The sequence below is a fragment of the Halomonas sp. WWR20 genome (genome assembly GCF_054602495.1).
On sequence record NZ_JBTRHR010000006.1, the window covers coordinates 229587 to 254420 of the forward strand.

18 protein-coding genes are annotated in these 24834 nt (G+C 54.0%); 2 read left to right on the forward strand and 16 right to left on the reverse strand.

The genetic code is table 11. The annotated features are described in order from the left end of the window. Positions 1 to 140: 140 nt before the first annotated feature. The 5 genes from ACW4DH_RS13180 to ACW4DH_RS13200 are packed head-to-tail and all read right to left on the reverse strand — an operon-like array spanning position 141 to position 7374. Entirely contained in the window at positions 141 to 2618 is a 2478-nt protein-coding gene (locus ACW4DH_RS13180) for a glycosyltransferase family 4 protein (protein ID WP_459636854.1), read from the reverse strand. Beyond that, positions 2615 to 3649: a glycosyltransferase family 4 protein gene (locus tag ACW4DH_RS13185; protein WP_459636855.1), complete on the reverse strand. Its 1035-nt coding sequence runs from the start codon at positions 3647 to 3649 to the stop codon at positions 2615 to 2617. The genes ACW4DH_RS13180 and ACW4DH_RS13185 overlap by 4 nt, the downstream gene beginning before the upstream one ends. Further along, positions 3646 to 5292: a methyltransferase domain-containing protein gene (locus ACW4DH_RS13190; RefSeq protein WP_459636856.1), complete on the reverse strand. Its 1647-nt coding sequence runs from the start codon at positions 5290 to 5292 to the stop codon at positions 3646 to 3648. Before ACW4DH_RS13190 ends, ACW4DH_RS13185 begins: the two co-directional genes overlap by 4 nt. 20 nt (positions 5293 to 5312) lie before the next feature. After that, positions 5313 to 6539 (reverse strand): ABC transporter ATP-binding protein, encoded by a 1227-nt coding sequence (locus ACW4DH_RS13195; protein ID WP_459636857.1) that lies wholly within the window; start codon positions 6537 to 6539, stop codon positions 5313 to 5315. A 13-nt stretch (positions 6540 to 6552) separates the two neighbouring features. Then, positions 6553 to 7374, reverse strand: a complete 822-nt coding sequence (locus tag ACW4DH_RS13200) for an ABC transporter permease (RefSeq protein WP_459636858.1) — start codon at positions 7372 to 7374, stop codon at positions 6553 to 6555. A gap of 356 nt (positions 7375 to 7730) precedes the next feature. Between ACW4DH_RS13200 and ACW4DH_RS13205 the strand changes: the two genes are divergently transcribed. Continuing rightward, a complete protein-coding gene (locus tag ACW4DH_RS13205) occupies positions 7731 to 8921 on the forward strand; it encodes a glycosyltransferase family 4 protein (protein WP_459636859.1) in 1191 nt (396 codons plus the stop codon). Positions 8922 to 9104: 183 nt separating this feature from the next. Here ACW4DH_RS13205 and ACW4DH_RS13210 read toward each other — a convergent pair whose 3' ends face one another. From ACW4DH_RS13210 to ACW4DH_RS13225, 4 genes are all read right to left on the reverse strand, one after another. Continuing rightward, a complete protein-coding gene (locus tag ACW4DH_RS13210; RefSeq protein WP_459636860.1) occupies positions 9105 to 10565 on the reverse strand; it encodes a mannose-1-phosphate guanylyltransferase/mannose-6-phosphate isomerase in 1461 nt (486 codons plus the stop codon). A gap of 103 nt (positions 10566 to 10668) precedes the next feature. Beyond that, the gene (locus tag ACW4DH_RS13215) at positions 10669 to 12183 is read right to left on the reverse strand and encodes a TolC family outer membrane protein (RefSeq protein WP_459636861.1); all 1515 of its coding nucleotides are present in this window, start codon (positions 12181 to 12183) and stop codon (positions 10669 to 10671) included. Continuing rightward, positions 12183 to 13559 carry an HlyD family type I secretion periplasmic adaptor subunit gene (locus ACW4DH_RS13220; protein ID WP_459636862.1) on the reverse strand — a complete coding sequence of 459 codons (1377 nt, stop codon included), beginning with the start codon at positions 13557 to 13559 and terminating at the stop codon, positions 12183 to 12185. Before ACW4DH_RS13220 ends, ACW4DH_RS13215 begins: the two co-directional genes overlap by 1 nt. Beyond that, positions 13559 to 15358 (reverse strand): type I secretion system permease/ATPase, encoded by a 1800-nt coding sequence (locus ACW4DH_RS13225; protein ID WP_459636863.1) that lies wholly within the window; start codon positions 15356 to 15358, stop codon positions 13559 to 13561. The genes ACW4DH_RS13220 and ACW4DH_RS13225 overlap by 1 nt, the downstream gene beginning before the upstream one ends. 855 nt (positions 15359 to 16213) lie before the next feature. Here ACW4DH_RS13225 and ACW4DH_RS13230 point away from each other — a divergent pair. Continuing rightward, on the forward strand, positions 16214 to 18256 hold the full coding sequence (locus ACW4DH_RS13230; protein ID WP_459636864.1) for an alginate biosynthesis protein: 2043 nt from the start codon (positions 16214 to 16216) through the stop codon (positions 18254 to 18256). Positions 18257 to 18354: 98 nt separating this feature from the next. On the opposite strand, the gene ACW4DH_RS13235 is transcribed toward ACW4DH_RS13230, so the two are convergent. The 7 genes from ACW4DH_RS13235 to ACW4DH_RS13265 form a co-directional block, all read right to left on the reverse strand. Further along, positions 18355 to 19125, reverse strand: coding sequence for a hypothetical protein (locus ACW4DH_RS13235; protein ID WP_459636865.1), 771 nt, complete (start codon positions 19123 to 19125; stop codon positions 18355 to 18357). A gap of 201 nt (positions 19126 to 19326) precedes the next feature. Beyond that, complete coding sequence (locus ACW4DH_RS13240; protein ID WP_459636866.1) at positions 19327 to 19707, reverse strand: VanZ family protein; 381 nt, start codon at positions 19705 to 19707, stop codon at positions 19327 to 19329. Between the two features lie 21 nt (positions 19708 to 19728). Next, positions 19729 to 20205 carry a GDP-mannose mannosyl hydrolase gene (locus tag ACW4DH_RS13245; RefSeq protein WP_459636867.1) on the reverse strand — a complete coding sequence of 159 codons (477 nt, stop codon included), beginning with the start codon at positions 20203 to 20205 and terminating at the stop codon, positions 19729 to 19731. A gap of 1 nt (position 20206) precedes the next feature. Then, complete coding sequence (locus tag ACW4DH_RS13250) at positions 20207 to 21415, reverse strand: WcaI family glycosyltransferase (protein WP_459636868.1); 1209 nt, start codon at positions 21413 to 21415, stop codon at positions 20207 to 20209. Positions 21416 to 21605: 190 nt separating this feature from the next. After that, positions 21606 to 22583: a GDP-L-fucose synthase gene (fcl, locus tag ACW4DH_RS13255; RefSeq protein ID WP_459636869.1), complete on the reverse strand. Its 978-nt coding sequence runs from the start codon at positions 22581 to 22583 to the stop codon at positions 21606 to 21608. Between the two features lie 2 nt (positions 22584 to 22585). Next, on the reverse strand, positions 22586 to 23707 hold the full coding sequence (gene gmd / locus ACW4DH_RS13260; protein ID WP_459636870.1) for a GDP-mannose 4,6-dehydratase: 1122 nt from the start codon (positions 23705 to 23707) through the stop codon (positions 22586 to 22588). Between the two features lie 70 nt (positions 23708 to 23777). Continuing rightward, positions 23778 to 24809, reverse strand: a complete 1032-nt coding sequence (locus tag ACW4DH_RS13265; protein ID WP_459636871.1) for a glycosyltransferase family 4 protein — start codon at positions 24807 to 24809, stop codon at positions 23778 to 23780. Positions 24810 to 24834 lie beyond the last annotated feature (25 nt).

Sequence of the window (24834 nt, forward strand, 5' to 3'; positions counted from 1 at the left end):
GTTATTTTTTATTACATATCCAATAGATCATATGGGACTGGTTAGCAAAGCAAAAAAGCGCATTTTGGCAATAAAAAAAGCCAGTACCTTACGGCACTGGCCTCGAGTTGAGATAGGCTTAAGCGAAACCTGTCAGTAAATCAGCATGCGAGAAGCGAAGCCAACGGCCGAACGACATTCGGCCAAGCGAAACAGCTTTCCGTACGCTGCCGGGCCAGGCTGACATGGGCCTGAAGGTGGACGTCTTCGCTGGCCAATAAGGCTTGCAGGGCAGATGAGAAGTCGTTCTTCTCGGCCATCCAGACGGCCTCATCAGGGAAATCGAGCCCGCGATTGCCGAAGGGGGTGGTCAGTACCGGCACGCCACTGGCGGTGTAGTCGAGCATCTTCAAGTTGCTGCCGGAGCCGCTGAACATGGGATTGAGCGCCACATCGACGCTGGCCAGCAACACGCGTAGCTCGGCATCGCTGACCCGGCCGAGGCTGCGCACGTTGGGTGGCAAGTATTGAAAGTCCGGATGCTGGCACAGGCTGCCAGCCAGAAAGAAGATGACGCCCGGATGCGCCGGCGCCAGGCGCTGACAGATAAAGTCGGCAGCTTCCAGATTGGGGCCATGCCAACTGCCCAGGAACAGCGTCACCGGAGAGTGCTGACCCAAGCGCAGCTGCCAACGCCGCCGGGCAGCCATATCGATAAAGGGCAGCCGCTCCAGATCCGCACAATTGGCGACAACGACGCCCTTGTCCTCGGGTAACTCATAGCGTTGACGAAACGTTTCAAGATCGCCTTCGGCGCAGGCCAGCACGGTTTGGCTAGCTTCGCAGGCCAGCCGCTCGGCAGCGTCGACTTCGTCCAAGGCAGTTTGCGCCTCGGGAATGCCTTCTTGCAGCGCCTTGGCCAGAATGGCCCGCTTGAGATCGGATTCCACGTTGTGGGATTCGTAGACCCAGGGGCCGTTATAGTAAGCCTGCAGGGCGTGAACAAGATAAGGATGGGCGCACACTGCCAGCGTCGCGGTTTGCGCGTACTCCTGCAGTGCCCGGATGAAGTCAGGGTTTTCCTCCCAACCGCGAATCGCTGCGATGTCGTCAACGGAGGCCTGCAGCGCGTGGCCCAACGTTTGTTGCCTTTCGATCTGAGCACGGTTCAGAGGAACGCGGTGCTCTGTCAGGCCGGGGGCGATCTCCCGTCGGCCTTCCTCAGTGCCAGGCGGCGCCAACACCAGCAGTGTCACGCGAATGCCAAGTTCACGGGCCACATGCCGGTAGAGGTGGTACATGCGGTTCTGGCCCCCGCCCATCGGCGGGTAAACGGAATAGGTGTTGAGCACCAGCCAATGGATGCCCTCGCCTATCCCCTTGACGACGGGAAAACGGGGGTCGGCGCCCTCGGGCGCCGGCGTGTCGCCGAGCAGTTCACGCACGGTATCGGCCCAGATGACATGCGCTACACGCTCGCGGGCAAGCTCTCCCATGCGCTGAGTGCGCTCGCGATCTTCCACGGCTTCGGTGAGTGCCGCAGCGAGCGCGCCGGCGTTGGGCGGCACGCTCCAGCCGGTGACGCCATGTTCGACGAATTCGTTGACGCCGCCAGCATCGGCGCAGGTGATCACGGCCTTGCCGGCGCTCATCGCCTCGACGGTGATCAGGCCATAGTCTTCATCATAAGGCAGAAACGGTACGGCTAGCGCATCGCGATACTGCGTGACGATGTCGGCGTCGCGGACGAAGCCGAGAAAGCGCACCCGCGAATCATCGGCGGCCATGGCCTTGAGCTCGGCCTCCATGGGGCCGGTACCGGCGATACGCAATTCGATATCGATATCGGTTTGCAGGAAGGCGCGCAGCAGCAGATCGATGCGCTTGGGGCCATCGAGCCGGCTAACCGTGAAGAGATAGTCACTGTTACGCCCTTCAAACACCGGAAGGTCGGAAGGGTGATGAATGACATGGATGGGCACGCCACGCGGGAAGTAGTCGGCACGCCGGGTGACGTTGCGTGAAATCGCCGCATAACGAGAGATGTTGCCCGGGGCCAGTGCGATGGCATCCAGGTGGTGGATGATGGCGCGGGTCAACGGGCCGGGAAAGGCGAACAGACCGTCGCGGACGCTGCCGGGAAGCGAGTTGTCAATCAGCAATGCCTGGATGCGTTCGAATAGCTCAGGGAGTTGGGCCCGCTCCGGCGTCGCCTCAAGGAGCCGCTGCAGACCTTTCACCTTGGGATGACGACGCAGCAATCGGATTCCCTGGCGCGCCTTCTCGCCGGGCCAAGCCTCGGGAGTGAAAGCGTCGTGAGCTGCGTGTTGCGGCCAGGGATACGTGTCGTACAGGCCGCGCAGCGTATGTTGCAGATAGAGGTGATGCTGCGGGTGGTGAACCATCCAGGCTGGGTATTTGGTGGATATCACCCGATCGAAGTGGCTCAGGTCCAGCTCGGCGAAACGCTGGTAACTACTGATCAACTCGGGAAAGTTGCGCTCAGGACTGGGAAGCTTGATCAGTTCCATCTGATGGTCGCTGAGCTGATTGGCGTGGTGCAGCAGCCCCCACCAGAGTTTTTCCGCGCCACCGACGGTGAAGGGAACGGCACTGGGTGCGATGAGGGCTATCTTCATGCCGGCCCTCCCAGCAAGCGTTCCACCACCTGCTGCCAGCTGATTCCGGCGCGGTGATAGGCAGCTTGGCCACTGCGCCCCATTTCCGCCGTGCGCGCACGGTTATTCCAGGCCTCATCGATGGCGGCGGCGATCGCTTCGGGCTGCGGCGGTAAAATCCAGCCGGTGTCGCCATGCTCGACAAACTCGCCCGGGCCGCCGCTATCTTCGCAGGTGATGACGGGTTTGCCGGAGAGCATCGCCTCCAGAGTGATATAGCCGTAATCCTCGTCGCGCGGGCCGAAAAACACCGCCAGGCTATGAGCGTACCAAGCCAGCTTTTCCGCCTCGCTGAAGCGCCCGGTGAGACGCACCCGGTCTTGCAGGCGGTAACGCTCGATGAGTGCCTGATAACGCCCCCGTTGGCCGCCTTCGCCAGCGATCAGGATATGTACCGGAGTGGTAAGATGGCGTGCCGCCTCGATCAGTAGATCCTGACGCTTGAGGCTTTCCAGACGGCTGGGACAGAACACGTATCCCCAGTCGTCGTCGCAGTAGAACCGTTCGGCATGGAACGGCGGATGATAAAGCGGCGCGGCGGTGAGCCCGTTGTAGGTCTGCAGTCGTTCTGCCACCCGTCGTGAATTGGCGAAGAGCCGGTTGGCACGCGCCAGATGGCGGTTGTCGAAGGCTTGGATGCTGTCGCGCAGCTTGCGCTGTTCCTCGTTGGCCGTTGCTTCTTCCCATAGCTCGTACATGGCACGATGCTGATGCATGACCCAGACAGTCTGGTCGGGATGCGTCACGCCATAGGCGGGAAACTGCAGGCTGATGGTCTTGTCAATATGCACCCCGTTGGGGGCCGTCACGTCCAGCGTCTCGATGTAATCCATCAGGTGCTGGATGTCGGCTTCGGGCTGGAAACGAAACGGAAACCGCAGCAGCTCGACTTCGTGCCCGCTTTCGCGCAGGGCGTTGGCCACGCCCTCGATGTGATAATCGGCGCCACCGCGCATGAACGGCACCAGGTTGGCAGTTACCAGTACTTTCACTTGTCTGCCTCCTGGCCCTGCCGCTTCGGCGCTTTACGACGCGTCTTCGCCTTCGGCTCCTGTTCCTGTTCCTGTTCCTGTTCCTGTTCCTGTTCCTGTTCCTGTTCCTGTTCCTGTTCCTGTTCCTGTTCCTCAAGCGTATCGGCAGGTGCGGCCTTGGCGCCAATCACCGCGAAGTCCTGTGGGCCGCAGAGGTGCCCATTGACGCGCTCGGTCAGAGGATCATTGCCGGGCACCTTGGCTTCCTCGGGATAAGGATTGAAACGCCGAACCTGGACGTCAGCGAAACCATGATAGGTCAGCAGGAACGTCATCGAGGTGGGTGTGAGCGGATTGCGATGCGTGAAATCGTGATAGAACGTATGGCTGCCCACCAGTACGTTCTCCGGATTGGGCGTTTCGAGAATCAGCACGCCACCGGGTGCCAACACACGCTGCGCTTCATCGACCATGGCATAGAGCACGTCAAACGGCAGGTGTTCGGCAATATGAAAGGCACTAATCAGCGCATGACTGTTATCGGGCAGACGTCGCAAACCATTGACGATATCGTCATGTTCAACTTCAAAACCGGCATCACGGCAATGTTCGATCATGGCGATATTCAAGTCGATACCGCGAGGTTCGAAGCCTTGTTTGGCAAGCAATGCCAGCCATTCCCCGCGCCCGCAACCCAGATCCAATGCCCGCCTACCTACGCTGATGGCTACATCCAACTGAGGCTGGTATTGAAGTAGATGCGCCGTAATCGCCGCTTCGCTGCCTCGGCAGGCATCTTCGAAGGCTAGGTAATAAGCATCGATGAGATCACTGGATAGGCTTCCCCCGTCGACTTGCGCCAGCCTTTCCTTTGGCAACTCCACGAGCCTTTCAACGGTACGACGCTGGTGTTGTAGAGCACTCCACAAAGCCGGCTGGTGGCGCTCCACTTCATTCAAGCGTTGCTCACTGCGATCGAAGCGCTGATCATGTTGCTGCAGGTGCTCGTCTCGCGCGCTGCCAACTTCGACCTCTCGCTCGAAAACCGCCTGCTGTCGTTGCAGTTCTCCATCAAACTCGAGAAGCACGTCGCGCATCAGGCTATCCTGCCGCCCCCGAGCTTTCTCAAGTACGGAAACACGCTCCATCAATTGCAGCCGGGAGCGCAGCATGATGCCCGCCAGCCGATACGCGAGACGTAACCCTGGCCGGGCCAAGCGCTTGAGAGGCCCGAGCCGCCCTGCCATTCGAAGCGGTAGCGTAAGCGCTCCACGCCGGGGAATAACTACGCCGTTTCGATCAAGATAGGCACGTGACTCATCGGAGCAAAGCAGATCGGCAACGACATAAAGACGCCCGGCTCGGGGAAGCTCGGCAAGGTATTGGCGTAGCCCGTCACGATCGGCATTGCGTCCCATCACTACCCGATAGGCACGCTGTAGGAAGATTTCATCGTTATGCAGCGGTGCGATGAGTTCCTCGAAGCGGGGACAATGGGCATTACTGACAGTCAACGGGTCGCCGCCTTCCTTTAATAGCTCATTCAGACGGCTCCGATAAGCGAAAGAGGGAGGCTCGACACTGATGTTTTCCGTGTCCACCTGACGCGCTACGGCCTTTAATCGACCGATAAGACTATCGATGTCATCGAATGACTGTGGCATGAGAGTATTTCCTAATATTTCTAGCGTTCCTGATCCGCTACGCTGCTCGCTTCAACCGGGAGCATCTGGATTTCCATCGGCAGTCGGCAAACCCCGGAAAATAAATGTTTTTTGAAACCGGCGACTTCAAACTGTAGATAACTGTCATACCACCAATAGCAATCCTCGAGATGGTGTTCACGGCTATGCAGGGCGACAGTGACGGTGTACTTACCAGGCGCGATATCGGCCTTGAACCGTAACCGAGCTTGACGGCGTTCACCTGCCTGCATAGAGATGCTCTGTCCCAGTTGGAAGGTATTGACGCCAAAGATGTCCTGACCAAAACGGTCGCGTACCAGCAAGCCCAATGTTGCATCGCTGATATCTTGTGTCGCTTCAAGAATCAGGCTTACATTGATTGTTTCTCCGCTGGATACGGTCGCGCTCCGGCTATCGTCGCCGAGCAGTTCGCCATCAGTGACACGGATCTCGCCACTACCATAGGCACCATGCTGACGCTCGATGTGCCGCCCTTCCTCCTCCTCGGCCTGCCTGGCCATGATTCGGTTATAGCGGTTGACCGCATCGTCGGCGTTGCCATCGAAGATGACATGACCGCCCTCAATGACCAGAGCTCGGTCACATAGCATCTTGACCGCGTTGAGATCGTGGGAAACGAACAGGATCGAGCCGCCATTCTCTTTGAATTCGCGTATGCGTTTCATGCACTTTTGCTGAAAGTAGCCATCCCCTACGGAAAGAGCTTCATCTACCAGAAAACAACGCGGGTCGGCATGAATGGCTACGGAGAACGCCAGGCGCATGGTCATGCCTGAGGAGTAGGTCCGCAACGGTTCATGGATATACTCACCAAGCTCGGAGAATTCCACAATCGCGTCGCGCTTGGCTTCGACCTCTTCATGGGTCATGCCCAACATCAAACCGTTAGCGGTGATATTCTGCAGGCCGGTGAGTTCCGGGTTGAAGCCGGTACCCAACTCCAGAAGCCCCGTGACGCGCCCGTCGATATGGATCGTTCCGCTGTCTGGCAGTAACACGCCTGTCAGCAACTTGAGCAGAGTCGACTTGCCGGCCCCGTTACGGCCAAGGACACCAAGCACTTCACCAGGCGCCACCTGAAAGGAAATATCCTTTAAGGCGTGATAACTGGTATGGCGACGCTTGTTGGTGACGGCTTCCAGGAAACGATCAAGAGGCCGGTGAAACAGTTTGAATGTCTTGTTGAGACCTTGAATGTCGATCATGAATCGCCCCCTCCTATAGACAGTCTCGCAGGTCGCGCTCGGTTCTGTTCAACAGCCACAGTGACAGGCACAGTATGCCGACGGATATAACGACAAAAAGCGAGATGGGTAGCATGTCGGGCAGACGCTGATACATGATCAGATCGCGATAGGCGCCGACCAACGTAAAGAAAGGATTGAGCTTCATCCATCCGACCGCCCAAGATGGCAAGATATCGACGACATAGACAACCGGCGTGATCCAGAACCAGACCTGCAGCACGACCGCGACCACTTCCTTGATGTCCTTGAGATAGACTGCCATGACGGCCAGCCCCAGCCCCACGGCGTAAACGAACAGGCACTGCAAGGCGAAGACAAAGGGGACCAGCCCCCAATAGGCTGACAGCGGGAAGTCGATCAACAACAGGAAGCCGACGAAGAAACCCATGCTAATGGCATAGACGATCGCTTCTGCCAGCAGCACTGAGAAAGGGAGCGCCAACAACGAGACGTTGACTTTGGTGACCAGGTGGCTCTGGTCCCGGTAGAGATTGGTGATACGGCCCAGGCCATTGGCAAAGGCTGTCCAGGCCAGGACACCACTGATCAGATAAATACTGTAGGCGTATTGATCGATTTCGGCGCCGTAGCCCTCTAGCTTGGCTCCCATGATTCTTGAAAATACCAGCACGAAGACAAGGATATTGACCAACGGCGCGATGAAGGTCCAAGTGGCGCCGAGCAAGGAGCCGGAATGGCGATCGACGAGATCCTGGCGCGCGAGATACAGGATCAAAGGCAGCTCGGTGCGGAACGCCGCACGAGTTCGGCGAAGGAAAGGTAACGCAGTCATATGATATGCATGTCCTATTGCTCCCCGGCCTGGGAGTGAAAAAAGAATTCAGGCCGCTCATGCCTTTTCTCTCAGGCACAGCCATCCCCTTGATGCCAAGGGCGGGCATTATACAGGTACATTGCTTCGATAGGGCCAGCCCGGCTATACGATAGGCCTGAAAACATGTAGGTATGCTTTGAGGTTAACAACGGGATACCTTCTGCTTACTTAAAACCGTTTACCCACACACCAGGAATAGCCTCGTCTGCAGGATTAGCCCACCACTACGATTCCCCTTCCAGCCCTATCTTGGTTAGACTAGCGAACTCGCTAAGTCGCCTGCGATGGATCGCCCATGCCACTAAAGACCCGTTATGAAAATTCTTATTGACCTGGATAGCCTGACCCCTCCCGTGACTGGCATAGGGCACTACACACGCCAGATCGGCAAATACTTATTGAGGCATGATGATGTCGAGTCCTTGACGGCGCTTATGTATACCAATGAGTTGACGTCTTCGCAGATCAGGGGCCTGCTAGAAACGGACATGCAGAAAGACATCGATATGGGCAAGTCATCGTCCGTCCCAGGTTATCAGTTGGCACAGCGGTTACTTCCGTTGCTGAGAAATGCTCCGGCGGCACGCGCAGTCGTGAATCGCTGGAAGAGTTATCGCTATTCGAAAATAACCGAAAAACTTCAAAATCATGTGTACTGGGAACCCAACTTCGTGCTCAAGCCGTTTTCAGGCCCCAGTGCATTGACGATTCATGATATCTCCTTCCTGGTCCATCCTGAGCTTCACCCTCCAACTCGCTTGAGTTACATCACTACGCGTCTCGGCCCCTCCATCGAAAGGGCATCGCATATCATCGTAGTGTCGCGCTTCACTTTCGACGCCGTCAGAACGGAACTAGGCGTCCCGGCTTCCCAGATGTCTATCGTCTCGCCTGCTGCAGACAAGGAGTTCCAGCCTATCAGTGCCGAAGAGGCCAGGCATGTACGCCAACGGTTCAGCCTGCCTGAAAAATACATTCTTTCTGTCGGGACTCTCGAACCCCGCAAGAACCTGTCACGCTTGCTGAAGGCCTATGAAGGTTTACCCGACAAGCTTCGCCATGAATGGCCGCTGGTATGCATCGGAGGCAAGGGCTGGAACGATACTAACCTTAATGCCGATATTGCCTACTTGGAGAGGCGGGGTGAGCTGATCAGGTTAGGGTATGTCGATCAGGCCGACCTGCCCAAGATTGTCGCAGCGGCAGGGCTGATGGCCTATGTTTCCGTCTACGAGGGGTTTGGAATGCCCGTCGCCGAGGCGATGGCCTGTGGCGTTCCGGTAATGACCAGCCGGGATAGTGCGATGGAGGAAATCGCAGGCGAGCGTGCTTTTTATGTCGATCCCTTTGATATCGATAACATCCGGGACACTTTACGAGAGGCGCTGGAAAACGAGCCAAGGCGCAACGAGTTGGCTGCGCTAGGCCCCTCTCAGGCTCGTCGATATAGCTGGGAACAATCGGCTGACACTTTAGTCAGCATTCTGAAGCCGCTAGCCGAATGAGCCGGTAACCAGGTAGGAACACATAAAGGGAACCCTCCTCCTTCGAGCGAAGCGAGCGAGCTACTCCGCCAGAGTAGCTCGCTACGTCCTGCCTGAAAATGTCTGCGCTCACTCAGGCGAAGCATCGCTCGTTGTTTTATCAGGCAGAACTTAATAGCTACCAAGTCGGGATAACGGTCCTTTTTAAGCTTCCACCCGACCATAGACATCATCGAATCGGACAATATCGTCTTCGGCTAGATAATTCCCCGTTTGCACCTCGATTAGCCGCAAAGGAATCTTGCCGGGATTCTCCAGCCGATGAACGGTGCCCAGTGAAATGTAGGTAGACTCATCTTCTGAGAGCAGGAAGCTCTCCAAGGGCTCGGTATTGCCATGCCCTCGGCCTTGAGTCACGCGCGCCGTTCCTTGGACGACAATCCAGTGCTCGGCACGGTGATAGTGCATTTGCAAGGAAAGCGTGTGGCCAGGATTGACAAGGATTTCCTTCACCTGGAAGCCCTCGCTGATCACCATAGTGCGATAGTGTCCCCAAGGACGGTAAACACGCTGGTGCGTGTGGTATTCGCTGCGTTTTTGCGACTTGAGCGTATTGACGATCTGCTTGGTATCTTGAGCGTTATGGCGATCAGTCACCAGGACCGCATCGTCGGTTTCGATGATGATCAAGTCATCTACACCTACCGCGGCTACGAGGCGTGATTCACTGCGCACAAGGTTATTGCGTGCGTTGTGTAGCAGGACATCTCCCTGGGTAGCATTGCCCTCGGCATCGGACTGAGGTGCGCGAAGCGCATAAATGGCATCCCAAGCGCCGATATCGCTCCAACCGGGGTCCATGGGGATGACAGTGGCGTGGCGCGTATGCTCCATGACGGCGTAGTCGATGGAGTCGCTTCGGCAGGCCTTGAAGTGCTCTGAACCGATGCGCAGAAAATCCAGATCCTCCTGACGCTCGGCATAAGCGGCCTCGCAATGCTGAAGAATGTCCGGTGCATGCTCGGCCAGTTCGGTCAAGTATTGCCGAGCTCCAAACAGGAAGATGCCGCTGTTCCACAGATAATCGCCACTTGCCAGGTATTGCTCGGCCCGCTCCAGGCTCGGTTTCTCGACGAAGGCATCGACCCGGTAGCCGTCGTTTAATGCCTCGCCCTTGCGAATATAACCGTAACCCGTATTGGGAGCATGAGGCGTGATACCGAAGGTGACCAAGTTTCCCGCCTCGACCAGCACGCCCCCCTGTTCAACCGCTGCGATGAACGCGTCAGGCCGCTCGATGACGTGATCGGCCGGCATAACCAATAGCTGTACGTCTTCCCCTACTTCCAGCGAAGCCATGGTTGCCAGGGCCAATGCCGGCGCGGTGTTACGCCCTTCAGGTTCAAGCAATATTCGTGAAGGTGTAACGCCTATTTCCTGCAATTGTTCAGCGACCAGGAATCGATGCTGCTCGTTGCACACCATCATGGGGGGTAAGCAATGCTCAATACTTTCGGTTCTCTTTACGGCCTCTTGTAGCAGAGTCAACGAGTCGGAGTTGAGTTTGAGAAATTGCTTTGGGTAATGTTCGCGCGAGACCGGCCACAAACGTGAACCGGACCCACCAGACAGTATTACAGGAAGAATCATGAAAGCTCCAAGCATTGGGGTTTGCCAATGACAAACCCTGCATAACCGTGAGCGACATTATCCTGAGAGCGAACCTCAATGACCAGTTGTTAGTGTGTAAAAGAACATATCGGGATGCTTACGGAGCCGCTACCCGCTGACTTACTGCCCCACCCGCGTCCTCCGTCCCATCGGTAATGCTGGCCAGCAGCAGCATGGCTTCCTGCAGGTCCTGGGTCTCGAGTCCGCCTGCCGCGGCTTCCAGACTCAGCTTGTCGAGCAGATACTGACGGATGACTTCGACGAACTGGATACGCAGATCGAACAGGTCGGCGCGGGCGTCGAGTACGTCGACGAGATCGCGCAGGCCGAGCTGCTCGCCCTTCTCGGCGGCCTCGAGGAACAGGTCGCTGGATTCGATGGAACGCTTGAGCGCCTGTAGCTGACGGACATCGCCACTGAGGCCGCGCAGGCGCTGACGAACTTCCTGCTGGGCGAGATTGCGTTCGTTGTTAACGGCGGCGCGGCCGGCATCGACGGAGAGCTCGCTCTGGCGGACGTTGGCGGACGTATAGCCGCCGCGGTAGATCGGCAGGCGTACCTCGACGCTGGCACGGGCGTCCTCGCTGGCCCGCAGTTCATCGGGGCTGTTGCGGTCGGAGTAGCTGAGGTTGAGATTGACTTCAGGGTAATATCCGGCGCGGCGCACGTCGGCGTCGGCCTCGGCAACCTGCTGCTGTTGCTCGGCCAGCCTCACCTGCACATTGTCCGCCGTACGCTGCAGCCAGGCGTCGGGACTGCCCCAGTCGGTGTCGATGGCGACATCCTGCAAGTTATGCAGCGTATATCCCCTGAAATCCGGCAGCACGCCGGTGAGGCGTTCGAGCACGCTCAGGGCGTTGTCGAGCTCGTTCTCGGCACGCACCTGATCGGCCACCGCCTGATCCAGCCGCGATTGGGATTCCAGCAGATTGATGCGATCCCCCACGCCGAGGTCGAAGGCGCGTTGTGCCTGCCGGCTCTGCAACGCCAGCGCTTCACGCTTGGAATCGAGCAGGCCGAGCTTGCGCGAGGCCAGGTAGGCGTCGAGATAGGCCTCGATCACCTGCAGGGCGAGATCGCGCTCGACCACGGCAAAGCGCAACTCCGCCGCCGTCACCTGCGCTTTGGCCTTGCCGACCTGGCGCCAGCGCTCCAGGCTGAACAATGGCTGGGTGAGCTGCACCTGCCAGTAATCCTCGGTGAGCTCTCCGGAGACACGCTCGTCGTAAAGATCGTTCTGGGCGTAGTTCTCGGGGTTCTCGGTATAAATGTTGCTCGAGTCCTGATAGATATAGGAGTAGCTGGCATCCACCTGGGGCTTGAGGCCGGCCCAGGCCTTGGGGATTTCCTGGCCGGTGGCCTGCATTTCGAAGCGCTGTCGCGAGAGATCGGCATCGTTTTCCAGCGCCAGAGCGAACAGCCGCGGCAAGGAGGGCAACGCCCGTGGCGCGGCGTCTGTCTGGCCGCCTGCCGGCAGCGGCGCCGAAACATCGCTGGGCACGGCCCCGCTTGCCACTTCCGTGGGCTGGGCATGGGCCACACCCACGCCCGCAATCAATAATGCACCGCCCAACCAGCGATAAAGGCCTTCCAGTGTATTGCGGGGACGCATCATTCCTCCCGCATCGCGCGAGCCAGCATGTCGGTAATCGGCTTGGCGATATAGCTGGCAAAGGTACGCTCACCGGTGCGGATCATCACTTCCGCCGGCATGCCGGCGAGCAACTGCATGTTTTCGGTCATTTTCCGCTTGCCTTCCTCGGTCACCTTGACCCGTGCCTTGTAGTAGCGCGCGCCAGTGGCTTCATCTTCGAAACTGTCCGCGGAGACGTTGACGACCTCCCCTTCGATCACATTACTCAGGCGCTGATTGAAGGCGCTGAAGCGAATCTCGGCGAACTGGCCGGGGTAGATGTTATCGATGTCGCGATCGGGAACACGCGCTTCGACGACGAAGCCGTCACCCGAAGGCACGATATCCATGATCGGGTCTCCCGCCCGCACCACGGCACCGATGGTATGCACCTTGAGGCCCACCACGATCCCAGAGACCGGCGCGCTCACCGTCGTGCGCTGAACCTGGTCGCTGAGCGCGGTGATGCGCTCCTCGGCGTCGGCGATCTGCGCCTGCGCCTGGCGCAGCTGCTCGCCGATCTCTTTCTGAAATTCCTGCAGACGTACCTGCTTTTGCACCTCGTTCTCGCTGATCTGCGATTTCAGGCGGGCGATTTCGGACTGATGCTGAGCGATTTCGCCTTGGTACTGAAGAATCTGCCGTTCCAGCTCGCGCAAACGCTGGTTGTCGCCGAGCCCTTCCTTGAACAACGATCGAAAGTCAGCCGCCTCGTCGCGTAGCGAAGCCACGCGCTTCTTGTTAATGCCGATCTGCGCCTGGAGTCCCTCGATCTGTTCTTTCATCTGGACGATCTGCTGGTCAAGCGCATCCAGGGTGCCCTGCAACGCCTGGCGCCGGGCAACGAACAGGCCGCGCTGCACGGCAAGCACTTCCTTGACCCGCGGCGTGTTGCTGTCGAGCAACTCGTCGGGGAAGGTCAGGGTCTCGGCGCCGCCCTGCTCCGCCATCAGGCGCACTTCACTGGCACGGTTGATGTTGTACTGCGACTGGGCAATCTGCAGTTGCGACAGGGCCTGGGTATTGTCGAGCACGACGAGGGTATCACCTGCTTCGACGTGGTCACCGTCACTGACCCGGATCTGGCTGACGATACCGCCTTCGAAATGCTGAATGGTCTTCTTGAACGACTCGACCGAGACGGCGCCCGGCGCGACGACGGCCACGGCCAGGTTGGCCGCCAGCGCCCAGCCGCCGAAGCCGCCGAAGGCGACCAGCAGGACAATGAACCCCAGACGCCGATATTTCTTGTCACTGATCGGCAGCTTGGTGCCGGATGAGTCTTCGATGACGTCCTGCCGCTTGGCGGGCTGCGGCGTCACGTCGATGCTGGGGAGATGCTCATTTCCAGCCATCAGTTCTGCTCCTGCGAGGTATCCGTCGAAGAACTTCCACCGTTAATGGCGGAGAGCCGCTGCTTGCCGGCCGCTCTGGCCGGCTGCGACGCCAGGCCGGGCTGCTTGCCCGCCTGACCGGAGGGTTTGGCAAACTGCGCAGCGACCTGGTCGCGCGGGCCGAACATGCTCACCTGGCCATCCTTGAGCACCAGCAACTTGTCGACGCTCTTGAGGACGCTAGTGCGATGGCTGATGACGAACAGCGTGGTGCCTTCTTTCTTGAGCTGCAGCAGAGCTTGGCCCAGGGCGCGTTCGCCGCTGTCGTCAAGGTTGGCGTTGGGCTCGTCGAGCACCACCAGTACCGGGTTACCGTACAGGGCCCGCGCCAGCCCTACGCGCTGACGCTGCCCGCCGGACAAGGCACCGCTGGCGGCGGTGATATAAGTGTCGTAGCCATTGGGCAGGCGCAGAATCATGTCATGTACGCCCGCTTTCTGGGCGGCTGCGACGACCTTCTCGGCATCCACCTCGCCGAAACGGGCGATGTTCTCGCTGATGGTGCCGTCGAACAGCTCGATATCCTGCGGCAGGTAGCCGATATGCGGGCCTAGCTCATCGCGGTTCCACTGACTGATGTCGGCACCGTCCAGACGCACCTTACCCACTTGCGAGGGCCAGATGCCCAACAGCACGCGCGCCAGCGTGGATTTGCCCGCCGCACTGGGCCCGATGATGCCGATGTGCTCGCCCTTGGCGACATCGAAATTGATGCCGCGAATGGCAGCCAGCTTGGCCCCCGGTGGCGCGGCGGCGACGCCTTCGATGCTGATCTCGCCGCGTGGCGCGGGCAACGACATGCGCTGCTGTTCGGCGGGAATCTGGGTGAACAGTTCGTTGAGCCGCTGATAGGCGCCGCGTGAGCTGACGAAGCCCTTCCAGCTGCCGATCATCTGATCGATAGGCGCCAGCGCCCGGCCCATGAGGATGGAGCCGGCAATCATCATGCCCGGCGTCAGGTCGCCCTGGAGTACCAGCAGTGCCCCTAGCCCCAGGATTAGCGACTGGAACATCATGCGCAACACCTTGGAGGTGTTGGTCAGCACTCCGGCGCGATCGCTGGCCTGGGACTGCCGAGACAGGAACACGTGATGCTTGGCTGCCCAACGTCCCATGATGCCGGGTAGCATGCCCATGGCATGCAGCACTTCGGCATTGCGCAGGTTGCTGTTGGCCAGATCCTGGGCCTTGATGTGCTCGGCATTGGCCTCGGCCAGCAATTTCTTGGTGGCCTTCTCGTTGGCGATGGCCAGGCTCAGCAACACGATGCCCGCGAAGATGGCAAACACGCCGAACCAGAAGTCGAACAGGAACAGCACGCCAATATAGATCGGCACCCAGGGGGCGTCGAAGAAGGCGAACAGGCCATTGCCGGTGAGAAATTGGCGCAGGTTGGTCAGATCGCTCAGAGGCTGCGCGGTCTGCTGGCCGGGCACCGCCAGGCTCTTGCGAAACATGGCGCTGTAAAGCCGTTGGTTGACCAGGGTATCCAGACGATTGCCCACCCGGATCAGGATGCGTGAGCGGACCATTTCCAGACAGCCCATGACTGCAAACAGGAACACCACCACCAGCGTCAACATCAGCAGTGTGTCTTCACTGCGCGAGGAGATGACTCGGTCATAGACCTGTAACATATAAAGAGGGGGAACCAGCATCAGCAAATTGATGAACATGCTGAAAAACCCCACCGTAAGAAACGAGCTTTTACAGGCTTTCAGCGCGAGCTGCAGGTCAGTGGCGTTCTTAGGAGTGGCCATGGAGGTGCTCACTATCAAATCGGTTACAGTCTGTCTGATCAGATCGACGCTTGCGGAAACGGCTTTGTAACAGCCTCGGGCTCCATCCCGAATAAGTCACTGATTTATTTTAATAAATTCAGTGGCTGACTGTTCTTCACCGGTTTCAGCTTCGCCGCAATCTACAGAGCGGACCTGGGTAAAACGGGGAACAGGGCGGCGGTCAATGCCCGACGTACCCAATCGGTTGCCAAGGGTATCAGATTCATTACGTCAGAATCAGTGTCTGATGGCGCGAATAGGCATAAAAGCCCAAGCGGCGCTTGGCTTGCCCTCAGGTGCCTGCCGCGCCTTCAAGTGCATGCCGTCCCCTCAGGCGCATGGTAAACATATTTGTGACAAAAAACTTCATTATTTTTACACACCGCATTACCTAGCAAGCTAACACTTAGCCTTCAAACCCCCTAACCTGCGGTCAACATTGGCATTTCTGACGTCACACTTTTGCTCCAGCTCTGCTTTATTCGATAACCAATTGAAAAATAAAAGAATTTTTAAAAAATCCGTCAAGTAACGTTTTTTAGGCTTGTCGTCTCCAATACGTAATCTACCTTGCCCCCGCTCCGCTGCCTCAGTAGCATCCGCTTCGTTGCCAAGTGCTGGCTAATAAAGAACATGAGCTTGAGGGCCAAGTGCCCACTTCGAATACTGCGCAATGGAACCCGGTATTCGCATCGTACGCAGGACTAAACAAGCCTCAGTCATTGATTGGACGCCGCCTCTCTTACGAGCGTCTTCCCAGCGAAGTGGCATAGCCCGGCGAGAAAGTAATAATTCACGCCCAATAATATTAGCATTGTCTTATAGAGATATTGTATGAGTTCAGGTTCCAGCAAGACCCTCACCGCCAAAACCGAGATTACTGCCGCCAAACTTGAAAAAATGCTTAACGAGGCTCCTTCAGGGGCTACGGTGAAGCTGGCTGCGGGTGATTACGTTTTTGATGACTCCATTACCATTACGCGCTCCGACGTATCGCTCGCGGGAGCCGGTTCTGATGCGACCACGATCACCTTCACTGACGAGGCACTCGACAATGATAATGACCATGGCCTCTATGTTCAGGGTGAGGATGCGCACTTTGTCGGCTCTTTGAAAAACGATGCCGATGATAATGACCGTACCCTGTCGCTGAAAGGCAGCCATGAACTTGAGGTTGGCGACACGGTGCGTATCTGGCAGGACAACGATCGAGACTTCTTCGATTTGATCGGCGATAGATCATGGCAGAAAGACAACGCCCCTCTGCGTACGAGCATGGCCCAGGTTGAATCTGTCCATGGCAATGAAGTTACCCTCGACCGGGGCGTGCACTTCGATTTCGAAGGCGGTGAAGCCAAGGTCGAACGTATCGATGCCGTGGAGAATGTCACCCTAGAAGGCTTCACGGTGGAATATGAGCTCGGCACGCCAGACAGCGCTGACTTCAGCAACACACGCTCCGGGCTGAAGGATTACCACGCGGTGGAATTCAACGGCACGGTCGATAGTGAAATCTCCGACGTTCAGGTCATCAATGGGCCTTCCGTCGCTTTCGAGATAGCGCTCTCCCTGGACATTGAAGCCGATGAATTGGGCGCTCACGGCTCCTTCAACAAGGGCAGCGGCGGTAACGGCTATGGCTACGAATTACGCGAGAGCTACGACGGCACCTTCACCCAGTTGGAAGACTCGGGCATGCGCCATGGCGTGCTGTTTGCCTCCTGGCGCTCCTCGGTAGGCAACGATATCCAGGTCACCTCGACCGATCGCGATATCAACTTCCATGGCGGACAGGACCACGACAATACCGTCCGGGTCGAGCAGTCGGTTCGCGACGCCGAAGCCGACAAGATGTCACCCTCGCTATGGATCAATCTGGGCGGAGAAAGCTTCGGCGCGATTACCGGTAACGATGCCAACGACGTGACCTTCGAATATGTCGTCGGCTCACGCCGAGATGATGAAATCCAGGGCGCCGATAACGGGGTCTATCTTAATGGTGGCCTGGGTGACGACATCCTGCGCGGCGGTGACGGAGACGACATCCTGCAAGGCGGCCCGGAAGGTGACTGGGGGGATGACACGATCGATGGCGGGGATGGCGACGATACGGCGCTATATCAGCAGGACTACGACAAGGATGACGTGAGCTTCAAGAACGGCAAGGTCATCGTCGAGAAATCATCCGGCAAGGATACGCTTGACGATGTCGAACAGGTCGTCTTCGGCGATGGGACCGTGCTGGATGTGGATTCGCGTGACACCTCGCATGGCAAGAAGCTTCAGATACCCAAGGCATCCGAGATCATTGACAGCGAAGATAGTGCGTTCGTGAAAGGCTCTTCTTCATCGAGCGATGATAAAAGCAAGGATGATGACGAGGATGAGGATGAGCAGAGTTCGGCCAAGCTAGCCAGCATGAAGTCGGAAGAAAAATCGGAGAAAGCGTCCGCAAAGTCGTCAGAGGATAACGAAACCGAAGAAAACTCCTCCGATAGCGACGCGTCATCACAAGATGACAGCGCCTCGCTGGAAATCACGGCGCATCTGGAGACGCTGAGTCACTGGCAATCGGGTTATGTCATGTCCGTCGAGATTGCCAATGCTTCTGACGAAGACATGGACGATGCGCTTGTCAGCTTCGAACTTGATGCCAATATCTCACGTCTCAAGGGAGCATCGCTGGTTTCGCAGGATGATGATACTTACACTTTCGAACTTGATGATAATTTTGCTGCCGGTTCAAGCCAGTCGTTTCTGTTCAAAGCGGAGACGTCAGGAAATGAGCTGCTGGATTCCATGACGATTAGCGATGGGGGCAGCAACGATATTGATGTCGAGCTGCTAGGCCTCAGTGCTCTCGATTCCTTTATCTAGGCAGAAACCGTCCTCCCAAGCAGTTAAACGTAAAGCCCACCTGATGGTGGGCTTTTGTGCCTAGCGAGATTGAGACATGCGGGGCCTTGTAACCGTGTTCATTTCAACCGATTAAAGCTGAACAGAATGCTGCCCGATTCCAGTAAACGTCCTAGCATCGCACTTATTGTCACTTCTCTGCGCAAAGTATGATCCAAACGCCCTTCCACGGCCTGCAGAGCAGTCAATGAAAAATACGCCAGCCAGTAACAAAGAGCCGCAAACTTTGCGATATCCTCCCCGGCTCCGATCTCGAATAACAGATCCATCACAATGGAAACGGCCGAAAATGAGAGGGAAATCCCTAGCAGCCAGAATCTTGTATTGATTAATAGAGGAAAGAAACCGACCAAATAGGTGAGCATGGCCAATGCATAGAACGAAAAAACAGCCGTCTCTGGGACACCCGCTCGAGGTATGACATGTTCATGAAGCATGAAGATATCGTCGGCAGCCAGCATCAAACAAAACATGCCCGACACCAGCATGAAACGGTATATCCTGCGCTCGCCTTTTTGTCTGAGCAGGACCAGCCCACTGAACAGACAGGAAGTTGCCGCAGCTACCCAGAAAAAAATACCCAACTGGGACATGAAACCAATATAGACAGGCACCCCAGCTGCAGCGCTAGGATCCTGCATCATTAGTTCGACAGGAACATCTTTGTAAAGATGAATGCCATAAACAACGCTGACAACTACCAAGGAAACTAATAAAGGAAGCAGATAAAAGAATGGCTCTTTCTGCCATCCAGCTAATTTTGTCTGACTTTTCATCGCCGCCCCAATAGTGTGCCGGACAGCGCCGCACATGCGGTATGCTTCACTCAAGCGGCGCAACGTTATTCGAGTTTGTTCTCCTTCATCTTCATCAAAGTAACAAAGCCTTCTCCATGTTGAAATAAAAAATTAATCATTTTGAAATAACCACACCCACCCTACTTTACGATGACAGTCCTGATAGGGATCGCTCTCATCCCGTCAGCCCCGGCCAGGTTACGATAAGCCATGCATCCACAAGCCTGCCCACAATCAGGAATGCTGGAAACGTAAATAAACAATAGCTTTATAGATCAGGATACCCGTCACGGCTCCCACCATATCCAACTCCAGGTCATGCAGATCGGGCTCGCGCCCAGGTATCCAGAACTGAATGATTTCCACAAGCGCGCCAAGCCCTAGCATGGCGGTCAGCACCAGCCATGACCGAGCACGGGGGTAGGCCCAGAGAATGCAGAAAGACATCCCAACAAAGAGCAGCATATGCGCAACGGGAGGGACGGAAAATGGTAGCCCCATCCAGGCTTCGAAAGAGGCACGCAACTCCCCGGGGATTAATGCTCCAATCATGAAAAGGAGTAGAAGCATTAACGATAAGAAGCCAGGCCGCGATAAGCAGTGTTTAATATCCATTCGGTTAATTAACTATGAAACTCATCTGCATGGTAACTCTTTTATATAGGCATGTGTGTTTTCATGGATCACTTTAGAACCTTTCATTTCTTCCGGAGCCCACCAATGATATTCTCCATGCTGAGATAGTGGAGGAGCTAGCTCCTGCTCGTGAGGCAGTATCAACCAATATCCAAGAACAATATAATGCGTACTTGCCCCCTTTGACGAAGAGTGAAATACGTTATCCTCATAAAAATGTTCATATACGCCTAACATCTTAGCTTGCTTACGAGAAAAGGTTATCCCCAGTTCATTTAAAGAGAGCCTTTGGAAAGCCCTATCGAGGGTTTCATTCTTAAGGACACGCCCGCCAGGAACAAACCAGTACCCTTGTGCGGGACGGTTTAGCCTTTTCCCCAGTAAAATTTTTCCTTGCGCATTTTGTACAATGAAATCAATCGACACTAATGGCGTCGAATCTATTACAGTGCGGTATGTATCATCTTCTAACCACATATTAAACTTCTGAAATAAATCGAGAGAGAATTTTTTCTTTATCAAGGAACTCATTAGCATAGCCGGTAGCGATATTATTTTTTTCGGGCATATCCAATGCGTAATTTATGCCTTTGATCAAAGCACTTATAGACTCTGGCTCAACACATATGGCAATACCCGGATATTCACTACAGAGCAAGCCGAGGCTTGTATCAGGATCCGCAGTGATTACTGCATTACCGCCTACAGCAAGAATATTAGTAAGCTTTGAGGGTAACACAGCATCTGCGGCACCTCGTCGTTGGATGACTAAATGACAGTCGGCCGAGGCAAGAAGCATAGGCAGATCTTCATATGGTTGCAAAGGTGCAAAAACTATATTTGTTAAACTATATTTCCGGCTAAGCTCTACCAAACGTGCCTTTCCCGCGCCTTCACCCACGACAAGGAAAACCACTTCTTTATAATCTTCTAGGCGCTTGGCCGCTTCAATCAGACTTTCAAGTCCTTGCTTTTCTCCTATATTGCCTGAGTACAGCAAAATTTTTTTGGTTGGATCTACCCCTAACCGTTGCAATAGTGAAGGGGATCGAGAGACGTTTCTGAAACGCGCCGTTTCCGACCAGTTGGGAAAAAATAACAATTTTTCTTCTTTCACTCCTTTCTGCCTAGCTCTTTTTAGCATACTCGGCGAGATCGTTGATATTTTATCAAACATCTGTAGAATTTTTCTTTCTATAGCGAAAGCACAATTCTTAAGAAATTCATTCTTTGCGAGGCCTAAACCAAAAAGCGCATCAACTTCGTAGTCTTGTACATGTAAGACAGTCCTTGCTCCGGTAGCCTTGGCTAACAGTAAAGCCTGAGGCGCACAGAATAGCGTGGGCACTACCAAAATAATTAACTTCGGCTTCCAACGCCATTGTTTTACAATAGCAAATGTTGAGGTCAATGAAAAACTAGCCAAGTGAAGTAAGCGCTTTAGCGCGGTCAGCCTTACGGGAACATACAGAGGACAACGGATAACCGTTACAGCATCTTCCACGCTTTTACTGAAACCATACCGGTGAAAGCCTTCCTTTATTTTCCACTCTGGATAATAAGGCGGCGCCGTTATTACTTTAACTTCATGGCCTTGAGTAGCTAACCACCGTGCCATCTCACCACTGTATTTGCCTATCCCTGTAAGTTCCGGACTATAATTAATGCCGTAAACTAAGATCTTCATCTAGTATCGCGCAAAACTCAAATGAGCAGAGCACGCCTCCCTCTGGCAATAAATTTAATCTATGCGCTAGGTGGCAGTTAGCAATAAATATTGGTGCAAGCTTGCTTTAATATTCCAAAAAACGAATCATCAATTATCCGAATTAGCAATCTGCATGCCTAATAAATTACGTTGACTAAATCTGAACAGATCAACCACATTTTGCGTTAAGTATATTATTAGTATACCAGCTATAGGTATCCCGGAGCCCGTCCTCTAAACGAATATTGGCCTGCCAGCCAAGCGCCTTAAGCCGTGAAACGTCCATTAACTTACGTGGAGCTCCATCCGGCTTGCTCGTGTCAAAACTCAATTTCCCCGTAAAACCGGTGACCTTGGCAATAGTACTGGCCAACTCATTAATAGAACAGTCTATTCCTGTACCGACATTAATATGTGAAAGCATAGCCTGTGTGTTTGCATGATAAACAGCTTCATCCAGCTCCATGACATATACGCTTGCTGCAGCCATGTCATCCACGTGTAGAAACTCACGCTTGGGCTTGCCAGTACCCCAGATGATCACTTCATGCTGCTTACGCTCCGCTGCCTCATGGAATCGACGTATTAATGCCGGGATGACATGAGAATTTTCAGGATGAAAATTATCGTTGGGGCCATATAAATTAGTAGGCATTACGCTTCTATAATCACGTCCAAACTGGCGATTATAGCTCTCACATAACTTTATCCCCGCTATCTTAGCTATCGCATATGGTTCATTGGTCGGCTCAAGAGTCCCGGTAAGTAACTTCTCTTCATCCATTGGCTGTTCAGCATTTTTAGGATAAATACAAGAAGACCCTAAAAACAATAGTTTCTGAACGTTGTTAATATGCGCAGCGTGTATAACATTGGCTTCGATCATCAAGTTTTCGTAAATAAAACTTGCTGGGTATGTATTATTAGCATGGATCCCTCCAACCTTGGCTGCTGCCAAGTAGACAAGATCAATTTTATTTTTCTCAAAAAAACTCTGTACGGCCTTCTGATCCAAAAAATCTACTTCCTCTCGCCCCGCAGTTATTATCTTGCGATAGCCCAGCACTTCCAACCGGCGCAAAATCGCTGATCCTACCATGCCACGGTGGCCAGCGATGAAAACAGTCCTGTCGAGATTGTTTGCCATATTTACCCCTCCACTGCTACAGGTATATAATGTCCATGTTGTTTAAGTAATGCGTGACGTTGCGCTATTTTAAGATCTTCCCTTACCATCTCAGCGCACATTTCCTGCGCACTAATTTCCGGAACCCAGCCTAAATTCTGTTTAGCCTTAGCTGGGTCACCTAAAAGTGTCTCCACCTCTGCAGGCCGGAAGTAACGGGGATCTACACGTACAATAACATCGCCAACTTTTACAGCGGGGGCTTTATTTCCAATAATACTATTTACGACGGCCCGCTCCTTTATGCCCTCGCCTTCGAAACGCAACTCGATTCCTAACTCAGCGGCTGACCACCGAATAAAATCCCGTACTGAATACTGAACTCCAGTCGCGATGACAAAATCTTCCGGCTGCTCCTGCTGCAACATCATCCACTGCATACGCACGTAATCTTTAGCATGCCCCCAATCGCGTAACGCATCTATATTACCCATGTAAAGACATTCTTCTAGACCTTGGGAGATATTAGATAGACCTCGCGTAATTTTACGGGTAACAAATGTTTCCCCTCTCCTAGGGGATTCATGATTGAATAAAATTCCATTGCAAGCATACATGCCATAAGATTCTCGGTAGTTTACCGTGATCCAATAAGCATATAACTTGGCTACAGCATAGGGGGAACGCGGGTAGAAAGGCGTCGTTTCTTTCTGGGGAGTTTCTTGAACTAAACCGTACAATTCCGAAGTTGATGCCTGATAAAAACGCGTCTTCCTTTCTAGGCCAAGAAGGCGAATCGCTTCTAATATACGCAAAGTCCCCATTGCATCTACATCGGCCGTATACTCCGGTGCCTCGAAGCTTACTGCAACATGAGACTGAGCACCTAAATTATAAACTTCGTCCGGCTGTATCTGTTGGATAATTCGCGTTAAATTAGAACTGTCTGAAAGGTCCCCATAGTGCAAAACAAAATTCTGGTCAATCACATGTGGATCTTGATAGATATGGTCAACTCGTTGTGTATTAAAGGCAGAAGCACGCCGTTTTATACCGTGCACTTCATAGCCTTTCTCTAACAATAATTCAGCGAGATAGGAACCATCTTGCCCGGTGACACCCGTAATTAGAGCTCGTTTAGACATTACCCAACACCTTTGTAAATTAATATTTAAAACAAAAATATCAATAATAATTTTCAGTTATATACATTAATCAATTTTTAGTAGCGGATATTTCCTCATCAAGCATTTCCTCATAAACATTAATTGTTTTCTCGAAGGTTATATCCCAATCAAATTTTTTAGCCTGCTCTAACCCACGCGCTATTAACAAGCTACGTCTTTCATTATTTATTAGTGTTTCAATGGCTTCTTTTATCTCATATGGGTCTGATTTCTCTAACAAAATGGCTGCGTCGCCGGCTACTTCTGGGATTGATGATGAGTTAGTGGCGATAACAGGACAACCGGCACGCATTGCTTCCACTATAGGGATACCAAAACCTTCATAGAGAGACGGATAAACCAAACAGATCGATCTGTTATATGTCTCATTTAGCGCTGTCTCACTGATCGACCCCAAATGCTCATAGCGTCTGGGAATCATTTTATCTAAAAAATTAATTTCTTCTTTAGTTAGATCCCCTCCTCCTACGCATTCTAATCTTACGGTCTTCATTAAAGAAAGCGCATGCACAACGGAATCAAAATTTTTAAATCTTCCACGCCGTCCTACGTAAACAACTGAGTCTCGGTACTGACGCTGCGCTATAGGATAAAATCCTTTTGACGCACCATTATAAACCACATGAACATTCGACTCAGAAATGTCAGGCAAATAATATAAAAGATCATTCTTTGTATTTTCAGATACGCATATGATTTTTTCACTATTCCGTATAGCATGATTTTTCTGTATGGAATGCACTCTCTTCCGCAGACCAGTAATTGTCTTTTCGTAAGTAAAATCATGTACGGTAGTAATGGTTTTCAACGCTTCCTTAGGAAGACGGTAGTACGTGGAATGAAAGATGGTCTTAGGACTAAGCAGGCTTGATGGGACCCGACAATCGCGATAGCGCTCAAACAATCTTTTGGTGGAGCCATCCTCAAAATCAATAATTTTAAAATCTATTGATTTTTCTCCCAACCTTTTTATGATCTCATTAAAAAGGATTGAAACCCCCCCTACTTTTATACCACCCTTTCTATTTATCGTTGAAATAATATTATCATATACTATCATACCTCCCCCCGTAGCATTAGACCAT